This window comes from Desulfovibrio simplex, from assembly GCF_055387835.1.
Genome location: NZ_AP042377.1, coordinates 566,103 through 584,750 on the forward strand (window position 1 = coordinate 566,103; position 18,648 = coordinate 584,750).

Sequence of the window (18,648 nt, forward strand, 5' to 3'; positions counted from 1 at the left end):
GGCTGCAACGAAATGAGGTACGGCAGTCTTTGTGGGGGAGGGACCCTTTTGCAAAAGGGTCTCCTCCCCCACGCCCCCACCCCCTAAAACTCTTATTACGTCTTAGTATATCGCGAAGAGTTTGCTGATCTGGAGAGGTGCTTCCAGAGGCAGCGTCGTCAAGGCATCACACCATCTCAAAAAGATCAGCTTTAGAGCATTTACACTTTTTCAAAGTGTAAATGCTCTAAAGCTGCACGAAAGTGCAGCGCGCCACAACGTGGCGTGGATTCAGCCGAGCTTCAGCCGTTGCGACGCAGGAAGCTACGGATAAAGACAGCCTGAGTAACTACACAGTTCACTCCATACAATCGCTGTCGCCATCCGTAGCGATGCTGTCCTGCCCCGTAAGACGGTTCCGTCAACGGTTCAGGCAAGCCCTGCGGGCGCGTCAGCCGTTGCAGCGTCAGCGGCTTACGGATAAAGACAGCATTGATTATCCGTAAGCGGTAAAGCCCCGCTAACGGCTACCGCAAATCGCATTTTTCGGCTGAATGAACACTTTGAAATGTGAAGCATTTCAAAGTTAATCTGCTCTAGGAAGGCACCAGCGGCAGCGGGGCGGTTCGCCTTCGCAGCGGCGGCGATTGCACCGTGAACGTGTTCGTGTCATAGGGGTATGATATTGACTTTCATTTTCATATAGGGCAGTGTGCAGGCACTCTTAACCCTCTGCCTGAAATGCACACAGGATTATCATGACGCCTTCGCAAATAGTCTCAGCCCTGAACTCCCTCCTTTCCATCCGGCAGCCGGTCTTCATATGGGGCGCGCCGGGGGTCGGCAAAAGCCAGATAGTCGCCCAGGTGGCCCAAGCCAGGGGGCTGGCCCTGCGCGACATTCGCGCCGTATTGCTTGATCCTGTCGATCTGCGCGGGCTGCCGCGCATTACCGATCAGGGGCTTTCGGTGTGGTGCCCGCCCGCCTTTCTGCCCACGCCTTCGGACCCGCAGGAGGGCATTATTTTTCTGGATGAACTCAACGCCGCGCCTCCTCTGGTGCAGGCCGCCTGCTACCAGCTCATCCTTGACCGCGCCATTGGGGAGTACCGCCTGCCCGACGGCTGGTCCATCGTGGCGGCGGGCAACAGGGAAAAGGACAAGGCCGTGTCGTACCGCATGCCCTCGGCACTGGCCAACCGTCTGGTGCACCTGGAGTGCGACGCCAATCTGGACGACTGGCTCTCCTGGGCGCAGGGGGCGGGCATTCGCGCGGAGGTTTGCGCGTTTTTGCGCTTTCGGCCCCGTTTATTGCACGACTTTGACCCTCTGAAAGCGGAAAAAGCCTTTGCCTCGCCACGCTCATGGGAGTTTGTGTCGCGCATCCTGGACGCCCGCCCCGATACTGATGTGGAGTACGAACTGTTCCAGGGCACGGTGGGTTTGGCTGGTGCTGCGGAGTTTATGGGTTTTCTTTCTGTATGGCGCGAACTGCCCACAGTGGATGAGGTGCTGGCCGCTCCTGCTTCGGCCATGGTTCCGCTGGAGCCCGCCGCCCTCTACGCCATGTGCGAGGCCTTGAGTCTCAGGGCCAGCACGGAAACCATCGAAGCGCTGACGGCCTATGCCGAACGACTGCCCTCGGAGTTCGGCGTGCTGCTCATGCGCGACGCCGTGTGTCAGGACACGCATCTCGTGCACACCGAGGCCTTTTCACGCTGGGCCGAAAAAAATGCCGAAGTGCTGATGTAGGCCATGAAGGAAAACGTCAGTGCCGTAAGCCCTGTTTCCGCCCCTGCCCCTGTCGCCGCCGGGCCGGACGAGCCCGCTCCCGCTGCCACTGGGCCGGAAGCGCTCTCCCGCAAGGCCGCCCTGGCCATGAAAAAAGCCAGAACGGCCCTTGTGCTGGACCATCCTTTTTTCGGCTCCCTGGCTCTGCGCCTGCGCTTCAAGCAAGACACGACCTGCGCCGACATGTGGACGGACGGCAAGAGCCTGGGCTTCAATCCCGCATACGCGGCCACCTTGCCAGAGGCCAAACTTGTGGCGGCCCAGGCACATGAAGTGATGCATCTGGCCTTCGGGCATCATCTGCGCCGCAAGGGCCGCGAAGAAAAACTGTGGAACCGCGCCTGCGATCTGGCCATAAACCACATTTTGCTTGAAGCGGGCTTTGACCTGCCCGAGGGTTTTGCGCACGACCCAACCTACGCGGGCATGTCGGCGGATGATATTTACGAGGCTCTGGCGGCCCTTCAGGAAAGCACCTCCAAAGGCGAGGCAGACAGTGATTCCGCCCGTGCGGACGGTCAGGATGAAGCGGGCGCGGGTGCCATGAATTTTGAAGGCGGCAGGGAGCTGGGCGGCAAAAGCGCCGCGCGGTCTCAGGGCGGCAAAAAAGAAAATCCCGGGCAGGATGGTGAAGATCAGGCTCAGGCCGGAACAAAGGCGGCAAAAAACAATAAAAAGGGAGCCCCGGTAAAAGGGGAGGGCACAACCTCCTTTACCGGCGAGGTGCGCGACCATCCCGACCTGCAGGGGCTGGAGAACGATCACGCCCTGAAACTGATGGAGCAGGAAGCCGACGTGGCCCTTTCGCAAGCGGTGCAGAGGGCCAGACATATGGGCAGCCTGCCCGCGGGGTTCACGCGGCTGCTTAAAAAGGAGCGCCGCCCGGAACTGGACTGGCGCGAGCTCTTGCGGCGTTTTCTTGAGCAGTGCGCGGACAATGACTATGCGTGGTCCACCCCCAACAGGCGCTACCTGTATCAGCATATATATCTGCCAGCTCGGCGCGAGGCGCGCCTGCCCCATGTGGTTCTGGCTGTGGACTGTTCCGGCTCCGTGGATGAAGCTGCCCTGTCGCTGTTCTGCTCCGAGCTGTTTTCTGTGCTGGACGCCTTTGACACCACGCTCACCGTGCTGTTCCACGATACAAAGATTCAGGGCGAAATGACCTTTGACCGTATGAGCATGCCCTCAAACCTGACGCCCGTTGGCGGTGGCGGCACGGACTACCGCCCCATCTGCGCGCATATTGAGGAGCGGCAATTGCGCCCCACCTGCCTTGTGTGGTTCACGGACCTTGAGTGCAGCCGTTTTCCTGATGAACCGGACTACCCCGTGCTGTGGGTGTGCAGTGAACCCCGGCCCGACGCGCCGCCTTTTGGCGAGCTTGTGACGCTGACGGGCCGTACGCCGAGGTTATCGGATCAACAACCGGGCACGTCTGTGCCTTTGCGAGCAAACCATGCAGATTGAATGGAAAATAACCAAAAAACGCGGAAACCTGCGGCCTGTTCTCAGTTACTGCGTTCACCTTGAAGATCACGAGAAGGCTCTGGCTCTGCCCGTGGTGAGCATTGTTTCGCGCATTCCCAAACCCGAGGAAGACAGGCAGGACTATTGCTATCCCGGACTGCTGGAACGCGCCGCCGACTACAGCCCCAAAAACTTTCACGTGCTGGAAGCCCCTTCGCACAAGGGGCATGCCTGGACGCGCACCCTGCTGCTCCCCTGGCGCGAGGACAACAGCTACCCCGAAGTGGAAGCTTCTTTCGAGCTTTTGCGGCAGGCCATGGAGGAAGCGTTGCGGGGCGCATACAACAGCGAGCCAATGGAGCTTGCGGGCAGCGTGCGCACCTCGTCCGGGGCCAAGGCAAAGATCGCGCCCGGTGTACTGGGCGAAAAGTTTTTGCGTATCGCGGCAAGGGCTGCCGCGCACAGGGAAAGCGCCGCTTCCTAGACAGCGTGGTCACGAGCGTCTTTTCAGGCATCTCTGCGTCGAACTTCGCCTTTTATTCCGGTCGAGTACCATCAGAGTACACTCCCTGCACAAAAAGCTCGTTCTCCTTGATATGACTGAAAATTCATCTCGTGACTACACTGTCTGGAGCACGTTCACTTTGAACTTGCTCTGGCGGATGCGGGAGCAGACGCCCGCCGCGGAGGCGTAAGCGCAGCTTCAGGCAAGCCCTTCGGGCAACGGCTGCCGCGAAGACAGCACCGCTATTTATTTACGCTGTTACGCGCCGAAGTGGGCGTCTTGGAAGCATTGGGAGTGGATATTCTCGATGCACCAACGCTGCACGAAAGTGCGGCGCAACATGACGGAGTTCAGCCATCCGTGCCAGACCATGTTCAGCCCCGCCACGCATGCGGAAAAAAATAAGCCCGCGCAAGAGACATTTCTTTACGCGGGCTTTTTGTGGCGCAGCGGCTACATGCCGCCGTCAGCTTCCATAACTACCCCGATATCCGCTGGTCTGCCGAAATAGGGCCAGGTTGTCACCAGAACGTCCACGCCCGTGGCCGCATACTCCGCAGCGTTTTCACCCGTAATGCCTCCGGCGGCCAGAATGAGAATATCCGGCCGTGTGCCACGTAAAGCGCCCACCGTGGCGGCCAGATCCGCGCAGGAGAATTTTTCGCACTGAACGATGTCTATTCCGGCGGAGGCAATAAGCAGGGCGTCCTCAAGGCTGTCCACTTCGGCGGAGAGTTTTTTTTCGGGCATGCTGGCGCGCAGGTCCTGCACGCGGCGGGCAAAAAACTCCATCGGCGCTTGCCGCCCGTCATTGGCGAAAAACTGCAGATGCTGTGAAAAAACCAAAATGGAGTCTGAAAGATTCTGGCGGTGGATAACGGCTCCGCCGTTCATTGCCGCCTCAAGGCACAGGGCTTTGGCGGCGGGAAAACTTTTGCGCGTTACGGCCACCCGTACGCCAGGACGCACGGCGGCGGCGCGCTCCACCATAAAGGCGCAACGCCGCGCAATGCCCGACATGTATTCCATAAGCGCCTGGCTTGCCTTCCAGCCCCGGTGCAGGCCCGCGGCGCTTCCCCTGGCCTCAAGAAACACCTGATCCGCCTCGGCGACGTCGCCGTTGTTGATCAGTCGTGTCACAGAAAGGCCGCAGCGCAGCAGCATCTGTTCGGCTTCTTCCACGCCGCTGACAACGCCTTTCTGGCGGGGGCTGAAAAACATGGCTCCGGCATGCGCCCCGATGCCCAGCATTTCGACTGTCAGGTCCGGGCCGGGGCAATCATCGGCCAGCAGGCCGTCAAACCACGAAGAAGATTTGGGAATATGCATGAGGTCTGCCTTTTGTTGTGAGATCGTCGGGCCGTAGCGAGGGGGTAACGCGATTTTTTTGTGGAAATACTCGGCGGTTGCGTGATCTGGCCGTGCCGTGTAGGCGCGCGGTGCATCAGCACTGTCATGCGCCGCGCACTCGCGCTGTCACGTGCAATAACCTTGGCGAATATGTATTCGTAAAGGCAGGCTGCTTTACAGGAGCAATAAGCCCCGCTCGGTACGCGAATTCTTGCCACTGGTCATGACCACCATGCCGCAAAAGTTCGCGTTTTGCCAGTGGGCTGCACCCTGCGTCTGACGCGGTGGTGTTCAGATATGCTCTCTGCGATTCCGGCTGCCGCCGCACCCTGCGCGGACTCAGGGCCGGTCCATGCGGGGCTCAGGGTTGGCCTGGGCGGGGCCCAGGTCTTGCCCTGTGCCGGGGGCAGGCCTTACCCCTGTTTCATCTCCGCGATAAGCTGGTTGAGGGCCTGCGCCTGCCGCGCCAGTTCGGCCACAGCCTGCGCGGCTTCACTCATGGCCTGGGCCGTCTGGTTGGACATGTCGTTCACCTGCGTTATGGACTGGTTGATTTCTTCGCTGGCCGCGGACTGTTCTTCACTGGCCGTAGCGATCGCGCCCACCTGATCCGCCGTGGCTTCAACATTGGTGACAATCTGCCGCAAGGCGTCACCGGACTGGTTGGCAAAGAGGGTGGCCGTCTCCACCTCGTGCAGGGCCTTGTCCATGGCGGAAACGCTCTGGGAAACGCTTTGCTGGATGGCGGCAATGGCGCCGCCCACGTCGTTGGTTGAGGTCATGGTTTTTTCGGCCAGTTTGCGCACTTCATCGGCCACCACGGCAAAGCCCCGTCCGGCGTCACCGGCACGGGCCGCTTCGATGGCGGCGTTAAGCGCCAGCAGGTTGGTCTGGTCGGCTATGTCTGAAATGACATTCATGATGCGGTTGATGGCCTGCGCGTGTTCGTTGAGCTTTGCCATGTCTGCCTTAAGCTCAAGCGAAACCTTGTGTACCTGATCTATGCTTTGCAGGGCGCTTTGTACGATTTTTGCCCCGGCCTCGGCATTGGCCCTGGTTTCGGCAGAAACGGACGCGGCGGAGGAGGCGTTACGGGCAACCTCCTGTACTGTGGCGTTCATTTCATTCATGGCTGTGGCGGCTTCGCCCAGACGCTGGGCGGACCCCACCGCAGTGTGATCGGACTGCTCGATCTGGGCAGAAAGCTGACTGGATGCGGAGAAAATGATGGAAACCACCCCTTCCAGATGTTCGGCAGCGGCAAGCATTCCCTCGCGCCTGGCACGCTCGGCGCGTTGCGCCGCCTCTTCGGCCTGTGCGGTGGCTTGCTGCGCCGTGGCGGCGGCCTGTTCGGCGGCAAGCGTTTTTTGTTCGCTTTCTTCAAGCAGGCTTTTTATGTTGCCAACCATGTGCTCCATGCCCTGGCCAAGAACACTGAATTCGTCCTTGCGGCTTTGAGAACGCGTAAGAAGGAGGTTTTCTTCAGTATTCGTCTCCAGCCGTCCTCCTGCCACAGCCTCCGCCATGCGGGAAAAGCCGCGTGCCATGAGCGCTATGCCGCGCGCTGAAGTAATGATCATGAGCCCGACAATCAACACACAGCCCCCTGCCAGCAGCAGGGCATTGGTGAACAACTGCTGCACCGGCGCCAGAGCTTCGCTGCGGTCGAGTTCAAGGCCGATAATCCACTTTTCTTCAGGCAACTGCTGAAAATAGATGATTTTGGCCTCGCCATTGGCATCGGTGTAGGTGACACGGCCGTGTTTTGCGCCGATCATCTCCCGCACATGCGCCAGTGTGCCGTCTTCGCGGGTGCGCACCTTGGGGTCAGGGTGCATGATCATTTTGCCGTTCATGTCATAGATAAAGGCAAAACCCTTTTCTCCCACCTTGACGAGGTTGGTCGTTTCGTTCGCAAGATTGGCGTCGTCAATGCCCACGGTAACAACGCCCACGATCTTGCCTTCGCGCTTGACCGGAAGGGCAATAACCGTTGTGGCTTGTCCTGTGGTAAGGCTGACCACATCCGAGATGCTGGTGTTGCCCTTCAATGCTTCGGGAAAATAGGGGCGCTTGGAAAAATCCGTTCCGACGGACTTGCTGGGGCCGTTCTGCCCGCTGACATGGTGGGCGATCACCTTCCCGTCCGGAGCTATAAGCGCACTGTAGACGATATTACCGCTGACGCCGGTGAATTCGCTCAAGGCGGTATCCACCGCTGCGGCCTGCGGCGAGGAAAGGGCATCGGGTGCGCCAGTATTGTAGAGATTTATGTACTGCGTAATTCTGTTGTTCTGCGATACTATGGCAAGGGAGTCTCTCAATCCCATAATAACGGCGTGTATGCCTGACGCCTGTGTCTGCAACACCATTGTCATGTCAGTTTCAATCTGCGTACGCAGTATTTTTTCTGACATTTTGTAGCTCATGCCAGCAAGCAGCACCAGACCAAGAATCGCCGGAACAAGGATGAAAAGGATCATTTTGGCCATCAAACTGCGTCTCATGAGTCCTCTCCTTATAATAAGCGTCAATAACATCCTGCTGCGGGCAGTAGAGCATTTTAACTTTGAAAAAGTGTAAATGCTCTAACGCTGCACGAAAGTGCAGCGCGCCACAACGTGGCGTGGATTCAGCCGAGCTTTAGCCTTTGCGACGAAGGCTTCAGCCGTTGCGACGCAGGAAGCTACGGATAAAGACAGCCTGAGTAGCTACACAGTTCACTCCATACAATCGCTGTCGCCATTCGTAAGGCTCGCAGACTCGCCAACGACTGCCGCGAAGCTACGGATGCTTCAAGCGTTGTAACGCAGGCTTAAAGCGTTGTGACGCAGGCTTAAAGCGTTGTGACGCAGGAAACTACGCTTGAAGACAGCATGCGTAACGACACGGTTTGTCCCTTACAATCGCTGTCGCCATCCGTAAGCCCTGCGGGCAACGGCTGCCGCGAAACTACGCTTGAAGACAGCATGCGTAACGACACGGTTTGTCCCTTACAATCGCTGTCGCCATCCGTAAGCCCTGCGGGCAACGGCTGCCGCGAAACTACGCTTGAAGACAGCATGCGTAACGACACGGTTTGTCCCTTACAATCGCTGTCGCCATCCGTAAGCCCTGCGGGCAACGGCTGCCGCGAAACTACACTTGAAGACAGCATGCGTAACGACACGGCTTGTCCCTTACAATCGCTGTCGCCATCCGTAGCGATGCTGTCCTGCCCCGTAAGACGGTTCCGTCAACGGTTCAGGCAAGCACTGCGGGCGCGTTAGCCGTTGCAGCGTCAGCGGCTTACGGATAACGACAGCGACTCTTTGAGTAAGATTTTTGCGTAACTCATTGCCGTCTTTATCCGTAGCTTCCTGCGTCACAACGGCTAAAGCAACGGCTGCCGCAAAGACAGCATTGGTTAATTGAGCGGACAGCCTACTGATGGCTGTCGCTATCCGTAAGCGGTAAAGACCCGCTAACGGCTGAACACTTTGAAATGTGAAGCATTTCAAAGTTAATCTACTCTAGAACGCAGGCGACAAATGGCAGGCTCCACATATCTCATAAATATGCAAACAACTATTCGTCAGTCCATATACTTTGATTGCCTGAAGTTTTTTATTATGGCAAGCGCGGGAAAAAAATTATGCTTCTGCCAGAGTGTAGTGAGTATGGTATCTTACTTGTTTTTTTCAGTTTATGAAACGTGATGCTGATATTTTTCGTTGCCCGGTCCGGCATGTGTCCCGCTTGGCGGATGGCTGCATGCCGTGAATATGATCAGCGCGCGGGCCGTCACCTGCCCGCGATGAGGCGGCTTGGGGGCACGATAACAGATTACCTCACTGAGTGTAAGTATTTTCAATGTGAATGCACAGCGATTAGGGCATTTTAACTTTGAAAAAGTGTAAATGCTCTAACACTGCACGAAAGTGCAGCGCGCCACAACGTGGCGTGGATTCAGCCGAGCTTTAGCCGTTGCGACGAAGGCTTTATCCGTAGCTTCATGCATCGCAACGGCTGAAGCCTGCGTCACAACGGCTAAAGCAACGGCTGCCGCAAAGACAGCATTGATTAGCCGTAAGCGGTAAAGACCCGCTAACGGCTACCGCAAAGCGCATTTTTCGGCTGAATGAACACTTTGAAATGTGAAGCATTTCAAAGTTAATCTACTCTAGGGCATGCGGGAGGGGCCTGAAGCCGCGTGTGGCTTTTGGGCGGCCGGCACACGCGACAGCCCCTGGGCACGTTCAAACGTGCGGTACGGTCAGGCCCGCCCCGGAGGAAGAAAAACCAAATACTGGAAAGGGCCGTGCGGGAAGGGATGCCTTGTGGAACGTGGCGCTGTGAATGGCAAGCCGCCCGTTCACACTGCGGTGAAAGGGCGGCTTTTATACGCGTCAGTGGGGCGGTTGCGCTATTGCTCGTCGCGGTCGCCCAGAAAGCCGCGCGGCTTTTTGGCGTACCGGGCTGGCGGCTGGCGGCGTGAACCGGCAGCGCCGGGTTTGCGGGGGCGGGGCGTTCCCGGCCTGCCGCTGTCCATTTTTGCCGTCACGCGCGTTCCAGCGATGAACACGCCCTTGTTGAGTACGGTCATCACATCTTCCGCCAGATCCGAGGCGATTTCCACAAGGCTGAAGCCTTTCTGAATGCTGATGGCGCCAATGTTGCGGCTTGAAATGCCTGTTTCGCCAGTGATGGCGCCAACCAGTTCGCGGGGGCTGGCCTTGTGCATATGACCGACATTGATGTGGATCTTTGTCATGGGGCCGTCATTTTCGCGCCGTTGCGATCTTGTGTCGGGTCTGTCCCCATCACGCCTGCCGGACGGCTCGTTTGACGAACGCCGGGGGATCATGGCCAGGGGGTCCTGCTCAAGGGACTTGTCCTGATCGCCAAAATCCCTTTGCATCAGAAGTTTGAGCAGAGCCGCGGAGATGTCGCGGTTGGTGACTTCGCCATCGGGAAACTGCGAGGACAAAAATTCTTCCACCAGCACCAGCCAGCGTTCAAGCGTGCCGCTTTCAACAGTCTGCCGCACTTCATCCAGCAGCCGGGAGGTACGGATGCTGTCCACATCGCGCAGGCTCGGCAGGCGGCCCTCGGTGATGCGGGCCTTGGTGCAGCGTATGATGTCGCGCATCTTGTAGTGTTCGCGCATGGTCACAAAGGTGAAGGCGCTGCCCACACGGCCAGCACGGCCTGTGCGGCCGATGCGGTGTACGTATTTTTCCACATCGTGGGGGATGTCGTAGTTGACCACGGCATCCACATCGTCCACGTCAAGGCCGCGCGCCGCCACGTCCGTAGCCACAAGCACGTCCAGGCCGTCAGTGCGGAAGCGCTGCATCACCCGGTCACGCTGCGACTGGGCAAGGTTGCCGTGCAGGCCGTCTGCCTGATAGCCACGCTGCTGCAGATGCAGGGTGACCTCGTCAACGCTGCGCTTGGTGGAACAGAAGACAAGGGCCTTGCGAAAGCCCTGCGAGTCAAGCAGGCGGCAGAGCGCGTCCATTTTCTGGTGAGGCCGCACCTCGTAATAGACCTGCTCAATGGCGGGAACCGTAAGCATTTTCTGCGCGACGGTGAGCATTTCAGGGTCACGCAAAAAGCGCTTGCACAGCTCGCGGATGGGGGCGGGCACCGTGGCCGAAAACAGCACGCGCTGGCAGTCGGCCGGGGTCTGCTCAAGGATGGCCTCAATATCTTCACGAAAGCCCATGTCCAGCATTTCGTCGGCTTCGTCCAGCACGGCCACGCGGATGGATTCCAGATTCAGGGTGCCGCGCTTCATGTGGTCCATAACGCGGCCCGGCGTGCCCACCACGACCTGCACGCCCTTGGCCAGGGCGCGAAGTTGCCGTTCAATGGGCTGGCCGCCATAAATGGGCAGAATGGCGACGCCGCGCTTGCGGGCGGCGAGCTTGTTCAATTCTTCCGACACCTGGATGGCCAGTTCGCGCGTGGGGCAAAGCACCAGAGCCTGCACGTTTTTGCCGGACGTCAGTTTTTCGAGAATGGGCAGGCCAAAGGCCGCCGTTTTACCGGTGCCTGTCTGTGCCTGACCAAGCGCGTCCCGGCCTGCAAGCAGGGAGGGAATGGCCAGTATCTGTATGGGGGAGGGCTCTTCAAAGCCCAGATCTTCAACGGCTTTCAATAATTCGCGGGATAAACCCAGATCTTCAAACGATGCGGTCATGCTGTTCCTGAGATAAGATTTTAACGGAAGAAAATTTCGTGGGAAAAAAATATAGCCTCATCCGGGGCAATACACAATGAGTATCATACGGGCGAATATACGTTTTTCTGCCCCGGTGCGCATAAAAAAATCTGAAGTAGGCCATAATCAACGCTTTCTGGCTGTTTGCATTTGTTCCGTGAGAGAGTATAATCTTGAAAATGGCTGAATATAGGGGTCTGCTCCGGCAGCCGACTTACGGCCTTTAACAGGAAGGACGGTCTTTATGGGCGCATTGAGTATACAGCATTTGCTGGTCGTGCTGGTAGTGGTAATGTTATTGTTTGGTTCAAAAAAATTGCCAGAAATTGGCGGCGGGCTTGGCAGGGCTATCAAAAATTTCAAGAAGGCGACCACAGAGCCGGACGAAATTGACATAACCGCTCGCAATAACGGAAACGATCACAATAAATCGGCCTGACGGGCCGGATCAGAACGGTGTTTAACCGGTTTTATGCATGCCCCGGGCCAAGGCCCGGGGCTTTTGCGTACCCAATGCTGTATGCTCACGTAAAACCCCGGCCAACACCGGGGTTTTACGTGAGCATTTACACTTTTTCAAAGTTAAATTGCTCTAAAACGCGGGGATAAGCTTTGCGTCAGTGACCTTGAGATTCTTGAGCAGGGTTTGTCCTGCGCTCAGGTCAGGACCGACGATGGAGGTCACGGCAAAGGTCTTGCCGTTGGAGCCGAAGTACGAGACGCCCTTGGCCCCGTCCTGGTCAAAGGTCGACACGTAGAAGCCGTTTTCCTCCCTGGGGGCGCTGGCGGCGATGCCGCCGCTCTTCATGCCTTTGATGGTCTGTTCGGCCACATCCTTGGCGCTCATGGGGGCGTCGACCACCGTAATGGTCACGGCGGTGCCGTCTGTGGTGTTCTGGAACAAGGCCACGCTGGAACCCGGCTGGCTGATGATTTCACTGGGCTGCGTCCAGTCATCGGGGAGCGTGATGGAAAAATGGGGAGTTTTCACCTCGTTGGCCAGGGCCAGGGTGGCGCAGAGGGTAAGGGCAGCGGTGAGAACAAGGCCGAGAATGTTTTTCATATAAGAATTCTCCTGGGTCGTACAGGTGCTTTTACGCAACTGTGGGTTTTATTTGGTATGTTGTGGGATGCCAGGTGCGGAGTAGGGCATTTTACCTTTGAAAAAGGTTATAGGCTCCAATGCTGCACAGGAATGCAGCGCACCGCGACGTAGGGTGAACTCTGCCGAAGATCATGCTTTTCGGCAATAAAAATTGAAATATGAAGTATTTCACCGGTAATCTGGTCTGAAGCCCTTGCTCGACTGCAAAATTATTTGTCAGGGCTGTAATTCATGATGGCCTGCTATCCGCGTCCGCGGCACTGTATCTGCGGCACTGTCGGCAGGGAAATGTTCCGGGGCGTAGTATTGGGTGGGTTTGCGCGGGGCAGACGCCGTGTATCTTTTTGCCGTCTTCGGGTGGGCATGCCGTATGCGAAAGCTGATGCGTTGCGTCCAACCAAAAACGGGGGCATGCGCAAGCGTGCCCCCGTTTTTCAGATAGTCTCAAGAGGGTCAGCCTTTAAAGTTTTTGGCTGCAAATTGCCAGTTAACCAGTTTTTCCAAGAAAGCTTCAATAAACTTGGGGCGGGCGTTCCGATAGTCAATATAATAAGCATGCTCCCACACATCAATGGTCATAACAGGGGTGTCGCCGGTGCGCAGCGGGTTGCCCGCGGCCCCCAGGTTCTGGATTTCAAGCGCGCCGCTGGCTTTTTTAACAAGATAGGTCCAGCCCGAGCCAAAATTGCCGGCAGCTTTGACCGAAAACTCTTCCTTGAATTTTTCGAAGCTTCCCCATTGTGCGGCAATGGCATCAGCCAGGGCGCCTTCGGGCTTTCCGCCGCCATTGGGCTTCATACAGCTCCAGAAAAACGTGTGATTCCACACTTGCGCGGCATTGTTGTAAATGGGCGAATCTGGGGCTTTTTTGATAATCTCTTCCAGCGGCATGTCCTTATAGTCGGTGCCTTCCTGAAGATTATTCAGATTCGTTACATAGGCCCTGTGGTGTTTGCCATAGTGATATTCCAGTGTTTCCTGTGAGATGGCGGGCTCAAGGGCGTTCATGGCATAGGGAAGTTCGGGCAGAATTCTTTCCATAGTTCACTCCGTATGGGTGTTTTCATGTTGAAAAACAGACAGACCGATGCCTCCTCCCCAAAAAAGTGTTCATGCCAAGCATAGCAGTTGATAATAGATAGTTCAACATTGTTTGCCACAGGAGCAATAATTTGCTGAAAAAAATTATGAAAATCGTCAAGTTATTGGAGTGCTGTCACTATTGGCATCGCGGGAGGCACGGTCGTGCCCCTCGCAGTAACTCAAGCAGGGTCTTCTGTCACAAATGGATACCCTGTGGGTAGTAAAGGTCAATAAAACAGCCCTGTCTTCTGAGCCGGCATATGTCTTACGATGCCATATGAAGAGCCATCAAGAGTTTCAGGGGGTAGAGGGGCGTCTGCCCCGCATGCTTCGAGGAAGAATATGGGATGCAGTGTTTGTTTTATGGGTTCTGGGACGAACGCTGCATTTTTGTCCATCATGTCGCAAAAGCAATTGCCCTTTCCTGCTGAAAAGCAGGGCGGCCCCCTGAATGGCGCCAAAAATAATTTTGCGGCCCGTATGTTTTTATGCAGTATTTGCGGGGGCGTTGATGAAGAAACATGCGCCGTTCAACGTGACTGCGAGCAGGATTCTGTGGAGACGGTGTGATCAGCGCAACTGAAATACAAATTATGCTATGGTAAAATATCATATTTTTTATTGTATTTAAATACTGTTTCATGATATGGTACAGTATGATACACTCTTTGTAGAAAAAACAGTTTTAATAAATAAAGCACATTGCGTGTATTTATATATTGTCTAGTTTTTTGCGCCAGGATTACCACGCGAAAAACTCGTGCTGTAAACTTATGGCCTAATCCTTTAAAAGAATCGACCGATTTGAAAAGCAATACTTTCTTCAGGGTGCAGATATGAAAATTTCGCATAAGCTTTTGTGCATCAGTTGTGTTCCTTTGTTGGCCTTTCTGGTTTTAAGCGTCATGTACGCTCGCATCTGGAGTAATGAAAGGACCGCCATTGTTGAAATCAGGAACAACATTGACCTGTATATTCCAATTTCGCGTCTCATCCACGAATTGCAGAAAGAGCGCGGTCTGACCAGCGCCTTTAAAGCTGGCGCGAGCAGAAGCGACATGGACAGGCAGCGCAAGGAAGTGGACGCCATCCTGGGCAGGTTGCCCGCAGTCATCAGTGCCGCCCCCTTGAGTCCCGAGCAGGTGCAAAATTTCAACGCCACGCTCAAAGAGGTGGCGGCCGTACGCCAGAAAGTGGAGCAGGGCGGCAATCCTGCGGACCTGCTGGCGGCCTATACCGGACTCATCGCCCGTCTGCTGGAACATGAGAAAACCGTTGCCAATCTGCGCAATTTTCTCGGCATCGACAAAATATTCACCTCGGTGGAACTTCTGGAAAGCGCCAAAGAAAGCGCTGGCCGGTTGCGTGCCGCTCTTTCTGGCGTACTCACCGCAGACAAGGGCATAACGCTGGAAGCCTTCCAGCGGCTGGTGGCGCTCAAGGCCCAGATGGATGCCAATATTTTTTCCAAGACAATGGTTCTGGTGCCCGAAGGGCGGAAAATTCTGGACGCCATGCAAAACTCCCAACCCTGGCAGGACACCGACAAGGCCTTTTATGCCGTGCTGGCCCATTACGGAGAAGGCAATTTTGGCGTTTCCGGCGAGGTGTTCTTCAAGAACATGACGTCGATCATTGATGTCATGGCCGGCGTACGCGATATAGAATTCGCCGCCCTGGAAAAGAACATGAACCAGACCTATGCGCGGGCCTCCGCCACGCTCACCCGCCTGTACATTGTCATGGGCGGAGCGGTGCTGCTGATCCTGATTATGGTTGTTCTGGTCATACGTTCTATCAATGGGCCCATCAGGACCCTCATCAACTATGCCAACGAGGTTGCCTCCGGCAGGCTGGACGTTCCGCAGCTCACGGGCATGCGACACGAACTGGGGGCCTTGTGCACGGCCCTCAATATAATGATCGCCAATCTGGAAAAGATGCTGCGCCAGTCCGAGCAGGCCAGCCAGATCGCCCGTGAAGAATCGCAAAAAGCCCATGTGGCCATGGAGCAGGCCGAGGAGGCCAAACTCAGGGCCGAGCGGGCCAAGGCCGAAGGCATGCTGGCGGCGGCGGCCCAGCTTGAGGGCGTGGTGAAAGCCATGGGTGAAACAACGCGGACGCTTGAGGGACACGTGCTCCGGGCCGAACGCGGAGCGGGCCAGCAGGCCTCGCATATTACGGAAACCGCAACCGCCATGGAAGAAATGAACGCCACTGTACTGGAAGTGGCCAGAAACGCGGGACAGGCCTCCGACGCTTCCGGCGCCACCCGTGAAAAGGCGGGCAGTGGCGCCTCCGTTGTTCATGAGGCCATTAGCGGCATGGAAACCGTGCGCCGGCAATCGCTCAAACTGCGGCAGAACATGGCGCAACTGGATGATGACGCCAAGGGCATTACCCAGATTATGGGCGTCATTTCCGACATCGCGGACCAGACCAATCTGCTCGCCCTGAACGCCGCCATTGAAGCGGCCCGCGCTGGTGACGCCGGACGGGGTTTTGCCGTTGTGGCCGACGAGGTGCGCAAGCTGGCCGAAAAAACCATGGCCTCCACCACGGAAGTGGGCCGGACAATCGCGGCTATCCAGGCCTCGGCCAGAGAAAGCACCAGTCAGGTGGACGAGGCTGTCGTCTCTGTTGAAGAGGCGACCCGCCTGGTCAACCTGTCAGGCACAGCCTTGCAGGAAATCGTCAGCATGGCCGACGTCACGGCTGATCAGGTGCACGCCATTGCAACGGCCGCCGAGGAACAGTCGGCCACGTCCGAGGAAATTAACCGCTCGCTGACGAATATCAACGGCATCTCCGGCGAGGTGGTCAACATCATGCACGAATCTGCCAAGGCCGTGCAGGAGGTTTCCACCCAGGCCGATGTGCTCAATCGCCTGATGGAAGAAATGAAAAAGTCAAGTTCTGTATAATGCTGTAAAGTATGGGGAATAACCTGCACTGCGTCGTGTGGACGCACAGGAAGATTTGGCAGCTTGAGTCTGGCTGGCCGCACTGCAGCCGCCAGTGATCACCGCATCTCCGGGACTGGCTGAAGGCCCCAGGATTGCTGTTTTTCGCCGCCGCGCGGTGCCGTGTTGCCAGAGGCATGGCTGATGGGCTTTGCGCGGATCGCGGGCTTGTCGGCCAAGGGCTGAAGCCACGCCTTGCTGGTAAACGTTTTTGATTTTGGCCTATCTTCGGTCCCTGGCGGTTCTGGATCCGGCGGGCCCGGAAAAGGCCGCACGCTGGCGAAAGTACCTGTTGCATCAAAAGCGCATGGGCTTCAGCCTGGGAATATGGCCGGCCATTATCTGATCCGTTCAAATCCGCTGCAGGCAGAAAGGGCGCTTTAAAGCGCCCTTTCTTTGTCTATGGCCGAGGATGAAATAGACTCGTCTTGTTCTGATTTACTTTGAAAATCAAACTGTTGTCGTTTTGCTACCCCTGTTGGGACAAATAGTCCGTCACTTCCTTGAAGGCTGCCTTGCCGCCCAGCAGCACGCCTCCATATCCCCCACCCGGTGAGCCCCAGGCGCTGGCAAGATACACGCCCGGCACCTTTGTTTTGTTGGGCAAACGGGTCATGAAGGAGTTGTCGACACTCTGGTTGTAACCATAGAGCGCACCACCAGGATTGAGCGTGAAGCGGTAATTGGTCAATGGCGTGGAACTCTCACTCATGATAATCATGCTGGAAAGACCGGGAATGGCCAGTTTTTCGGCCTGCGCGATAAGCAGGTTGGTCAGTTCCTGTTTCTTTTTGTCATAGGCGGGGCTGTTGCCCGCAAGATAATCCGCTTCCATCTCTTTCCATACGTCGTGTGAGCAACTGGCCACTATGCTCAGGCTCGTGCAGCCCTCGGGGGAAAATCCCCGCTCAAGATTGTCGTACACCATGAGCGAAAAGCCCGACTTGTCAAAATGGGCCTGCATGGCTTCTTGGTAATTGGCGTCCAAATCCAGGCTGGCGTAGTAGGAAACTTCGGGATACGGGAACTGTTTGGTTATGTCCCGGTCAAGTCCAAGCCACACAATGACGCTGCCGGGACTGAAGGAATAGGTATTCAGCTTGTCGCTGTCTTCTTTGGCAACGCTTCCCTGCGGCAGAAGTTTGTCGAAAACCTGCGGCGCGCTGGCGTTGCAGACCACGGCCTTTGCCTTGAATTCCCGCCCGTCGCTGGTTTTGACTCCTGTCGCTTTGCCATTGGCAAGCACTATGGATTCCACCCTGGCTCCATAGCGCACCTCGCCGCCGGCAGCCGTGACAACTCCGGCCAGAGCGTTTGACAATGTTTGCGACGTGCCCTTGATATAGGAGCCACCACTTTCAATATAGTCGCCCGTGGGTTCCAGATAATAGAAAGCCGAGAGGCGCGACGGCGGCAGGCCGTAGTAGCTGCAGCTTTGCCCCAGAAGAGCCTTGAGCCGGGGGTCATGTATGTGGGCGTCCAGCAACTGCCCCACCGTTTTGTCCCTGATGTCCCACAAAGTGGGGAACAATTGCGGAAAGCGCGCCTCGTCCGACGCGGACAGCCCTTTGCCCAGTGCCGCGGATTCATCCATGACCCGCTGCCACATCCCAAAGTAGTCAGTCAGCCCTTGGCGCTCAGCCGGAAACATGTCCGCCATCTGCCGTTCAAACCCTTTGAGGCCGCATTTTGCGGGAATATCCACCGACAGACCAGGAAAACGTGAAGACCATGCGTGCGGATGGGCGATCAACTCCAGCTTATCCCATATGCCGAGGTCTTCCAGCAACGCCCTGGTATCTCCAGATGCGAGCACGGAAGAATGCAGAGAAACCTCGCACAAAAAATCACCTTTGTCCGAGCCGCGCAGAAAAGACGTGGCATAGCCCCCGGGCACATCATACTGTTCAAGCAACAGCACCTTGAATCCATTTTTCGCCAGGTAGCCGGCGCAGGCCAGTCCTCCCAATCCCGCTCCCACGACAATGACATCGTAGACTCCATCCTCCGTTTTTGGGGCTGCTCCGGCGAATTTCCATCCTACCAATGAGCTAGCAGCTGCAATGGCGGATAATTGAAGGAAAAATCTTCTGTCCATAAAAACTCCTAGCATAATATTGGTATGATTTTATGGTATAAGAAATGCGCAGCATGTCAACGATCAGAAATATGTAAATATATTATAAAAATAGCAT

General features: G+C 56.5%; 12 protein-coding genes. 6 read left to right on the plus strand and 6 right to left on the minus strand.

Annotated elements, in window-relative coordinates; genetic code table 11:
- Positions 1 to 737 precede the first annotated feature (737 nt).
- Genes ACZ5DH_RS02300 through ACZ5DH_RS02310 form a run of 3 tightly spaced genes read left to right on the plus strand, consistent with a single transcriptional unit; the run spans position 738 to position 3,723 of the window.
- A complete protein-coding gene (locus ACZ5DH_RS02300) occupies positions 738 to 1,730 on the plus strand; it encodes a MoxR family ATPase (protein WP_464255545.1) in 993 nt (330 codons plus the stop codon).
- A gap of 3 nt (positions 1,731 to 1,733) precedes the next feature.
- Entirely contained in the window at positions 1,734 to 3,239 is a 1,506-nt protein-coding gene (locus ACZ5DH_RS02305) for a vWA domain-containing protein (RefSeq protein ID WP_464255546.1), read from the plus strand.
- Positions 3,229 to 3,723 (plus strand): hypothetical protein, encoded by a 495-nt coding sequence (locus tag ACZ5DH_RS02310; protein ID WP_464255547.1) that lies wholly within the window; start codon positions 3,229 to 3,231, stop codon positions 3,721 to 3,723. The genes ACZ5DH_RS02305 and ACZ5DH_RS02310 overlap by 11 nt, the downstream gene beginning before the upstream one ends.
- Positions 3,724 to 4,197: 474 nt before the next feature.
- Here ACZ5DH_RS02310 and modD read toward each other — a convergent pair whose 3' ends face one another.
- Positions 4,198 to 5,073 carry a ModD protein gene (modD, locus tag ACZ5DH_RS02315; RefSeq protein ID WP_464255548.1) on the minus strand — a complete coding sequence of 292 codons (876 nt, stop codon included), beginning with the start codon at positions 5,071 to 5,073 and terminating at the stop codon, positions 4,198 to 4,200.
- Positions 5,074 to 5,507: 434 nt separating this feature from the next.
- On the minus strand, positions 5,508 to 7,601 hold the full coding sequence (locus ACZ5DH_RS02320; protein WP_464255549.1) for a methyl-accepting chemotaxis protein: 2,094 nt from the start codon (positions 7,599 to 7,601) through the stop codon (positions 5,508 to 5,510).
- A 339-nt stretch (positions 7,602 to 7,940) separates the two neighbouring features.
- On the opposite strand from ACZ5DH_RS02320, the gene ACZ5DH_RS02325 reads away from it, so the two are divergent.
- A complete protein-coding gene (locus ACZ5DH_RS02325) occupies positions 7,941 to 8,363 on the plus strand; it encodes a hypothetical protein (RefSeq protein ID WP_464255550.1) in 423 nt (140 codons plus the stop codon).
- A 1,136-nt stretch (positions 8,364 to 9,499) separates the two neighbouring features.
- On the opposite strand, the gene ACZ5DH_RS02330 is transcribed toward ACZ5DH_RS02325, so the two are convergent.
- On the minus strand, positions 9,500 to 11,281 hold the full coding sequence (locus ACZ5DH_RS02330) for a DEAD/DEAH box helicase (protein WP_464255551.1): 1,782 nt from the start codon (positions 11,279 to 11,281) through the stop codon (positions 9,500 to 9,502).
- A gap of 265 nt (positions 11,282 to 11,546) precedes the next feature.
- On the opposite strand from ACZ5DH_RS02330, the gene ACZ5DH_RS02335 reads away from it, so the two are divergent.
- On the plus strand, positions 11,547 to 11,741 hold the full coding sequence (locus ACZ5DH_RS02335; RefSeq protein ID WP_291302907.1) for a twin-arginine translocase TatA/TatE family subunit: 195 nt from the start codon (positions 11,547 to 11,549) through the stop codon (positions 11,739 to 11,741).
- A 153-nt stretch (positions 11,742 to 11,894) separates the two neighbouring features.
- Here the strand turns inward: ACZ5DH_RS02335 and ACZ5DH_RS02340 are convergent, their stop codons facing one another.
- On the minus strand, positions 11,895 to 12,365 hold the full coding sequence (locus ACZ5DH_RS02340) for a hypothetical protein (protein ID WP_464255552.1): 471 nt from the start codon (positions 12,363 to 12,365) through the stop codon (positions 11,895 to 11,897).
- A gap of 495 nt (positions 12,366 to 12,860) precedes the next feature.
- Positions 12,861 to 13,448 (minus strand): superoxide dismutase, encoded by a 588-nt coding sequence (locus tag ACZ5DH_RS02345; RefSeq protein ID WP_464255553.1) that lies wholly within the window; start codon positions 13,446 to 13,448, stop codon positions 12,861 to 12,863.
- Between the two features lie 947 nt (positions 13,449 to 14,395).
- Here ACZ5DH_RS02345 and ACZ5DH_RS02350 point away from each other — a divergent pair.
- On the plus strand, positions 14,396 to 16,414 hold the full coding sequence (locus ACZ5DH_RS02350) for a methyl-accepting chemotaxis protein (protein WP_464256491.1): 2,019 nt from the start codon (positions 14,396 to 14,398) through the stop codon (positions 16,412 to 16,414).
- Positions 16,415 to 16,922: 508 nt separating this feature from the next.
- Here ACZ5DH_RS02350 and ACZ5DH_RS02355 read toward each other — a convergent pair.
- Positions 16,923 to 18,551 carry a phytoene desaturase family protein gene (locus ACZ5DH_RS02355; protein WP_464255554.1) on the minus strand — a complete coding sequence of 543 codons (1,629 nt, stop codon included), beginning with the start codon at positions 18,549 to 18,551 and terminating at the stop codon, positions 16,923 to 16,925.
- Positions 18,552 to 18,648: the final 97 nt, after the last annotated feature.

Excerpts from the sequence above, each read along its gene's own strand:
- ACZ5DH_RS02305 (WP_464255546.1), top strand. The coding sequence starts at position 1,734 with ATGAAGGAAAACGTCAGTGCCGTAAGCCCTGTTTCCGCCCCTGCCCCT.
- ACZ5DH_RS02350 (WP_464256491.1), top strand. The coding sequence starts at position 14,396 with ATGTACGCTCGCATCTGGAGTAATGAAAGGACCGCCATTGTTGAAATC.
- ACZ5DH_RS02300 (WP_464255545.1), top strand. The coding sequence starts at position 738 with ATGACGCCTTCGCAAATAGTCTCAGCCCTGAACTCCCTCCTTTCCATC.
- ACZ5DH_RS02310 (WP_464255547.1), top strand. The coding sequence starts at position 3,229 with ATGCAGATTGAATGGAAAATAACCAAAAAACGCGGAAACCTGCGGCCT.
- modD (WP_464255548.1), bottom strand. The coding sequence starts at position 5,073 with ATGCATATTCCCAAATCTTCTTCGTGGTTTGACGGCCTGCTGGCCGAT.
- ACZ5DH_RS02345 (WP_464255553.1), bottom strand. The coding sequence starts at position 13,448 with ATGGAAAGAATTCTGCCCGAACTTCCCTATGCCATGAACGCCCTTGAG.
- ACZ5DH_RS02340 (WP_464255552.1), bottom strand. The coding sequence starts at position 12,365 with ATGAAAAACATTCTCGGCCTTGTTCTCACCGCTGCCCTTACCCTCTGC.
- ACZ5DH_RS02320 (WP_464255549.1), bottom strand. The coding sequence starts at position 7,601 with ATGAGACGCAGTTTGATGGCCAAAATGATCCTTTTCATCCTTGTTCCG.
- ACZ5DH_RS02330 (WP_464255551.1), bottom strand. The coding sequence starts at position 11,281 with ATGACCGCATCGTTTGAAGATCTGGGTTTATCCCGCGAATTATTGAAA.
- ACZ5DH_RS02335 (WP_291302907.1), top strand. The coding sequence starts at position 11,547 with ATGGGCGCATTGAGTATACAGCATTTGCTGGTCGTGCTGGTAGTGGTA.
- ACZ5DH_RS02355 (WP_464255554.1), bottom strand. The coding sequence starts at position 18,551 with ATGGACAGAAGATTTTTCCTTCAATTATCCGCCATTGCAGCTGCTAGC.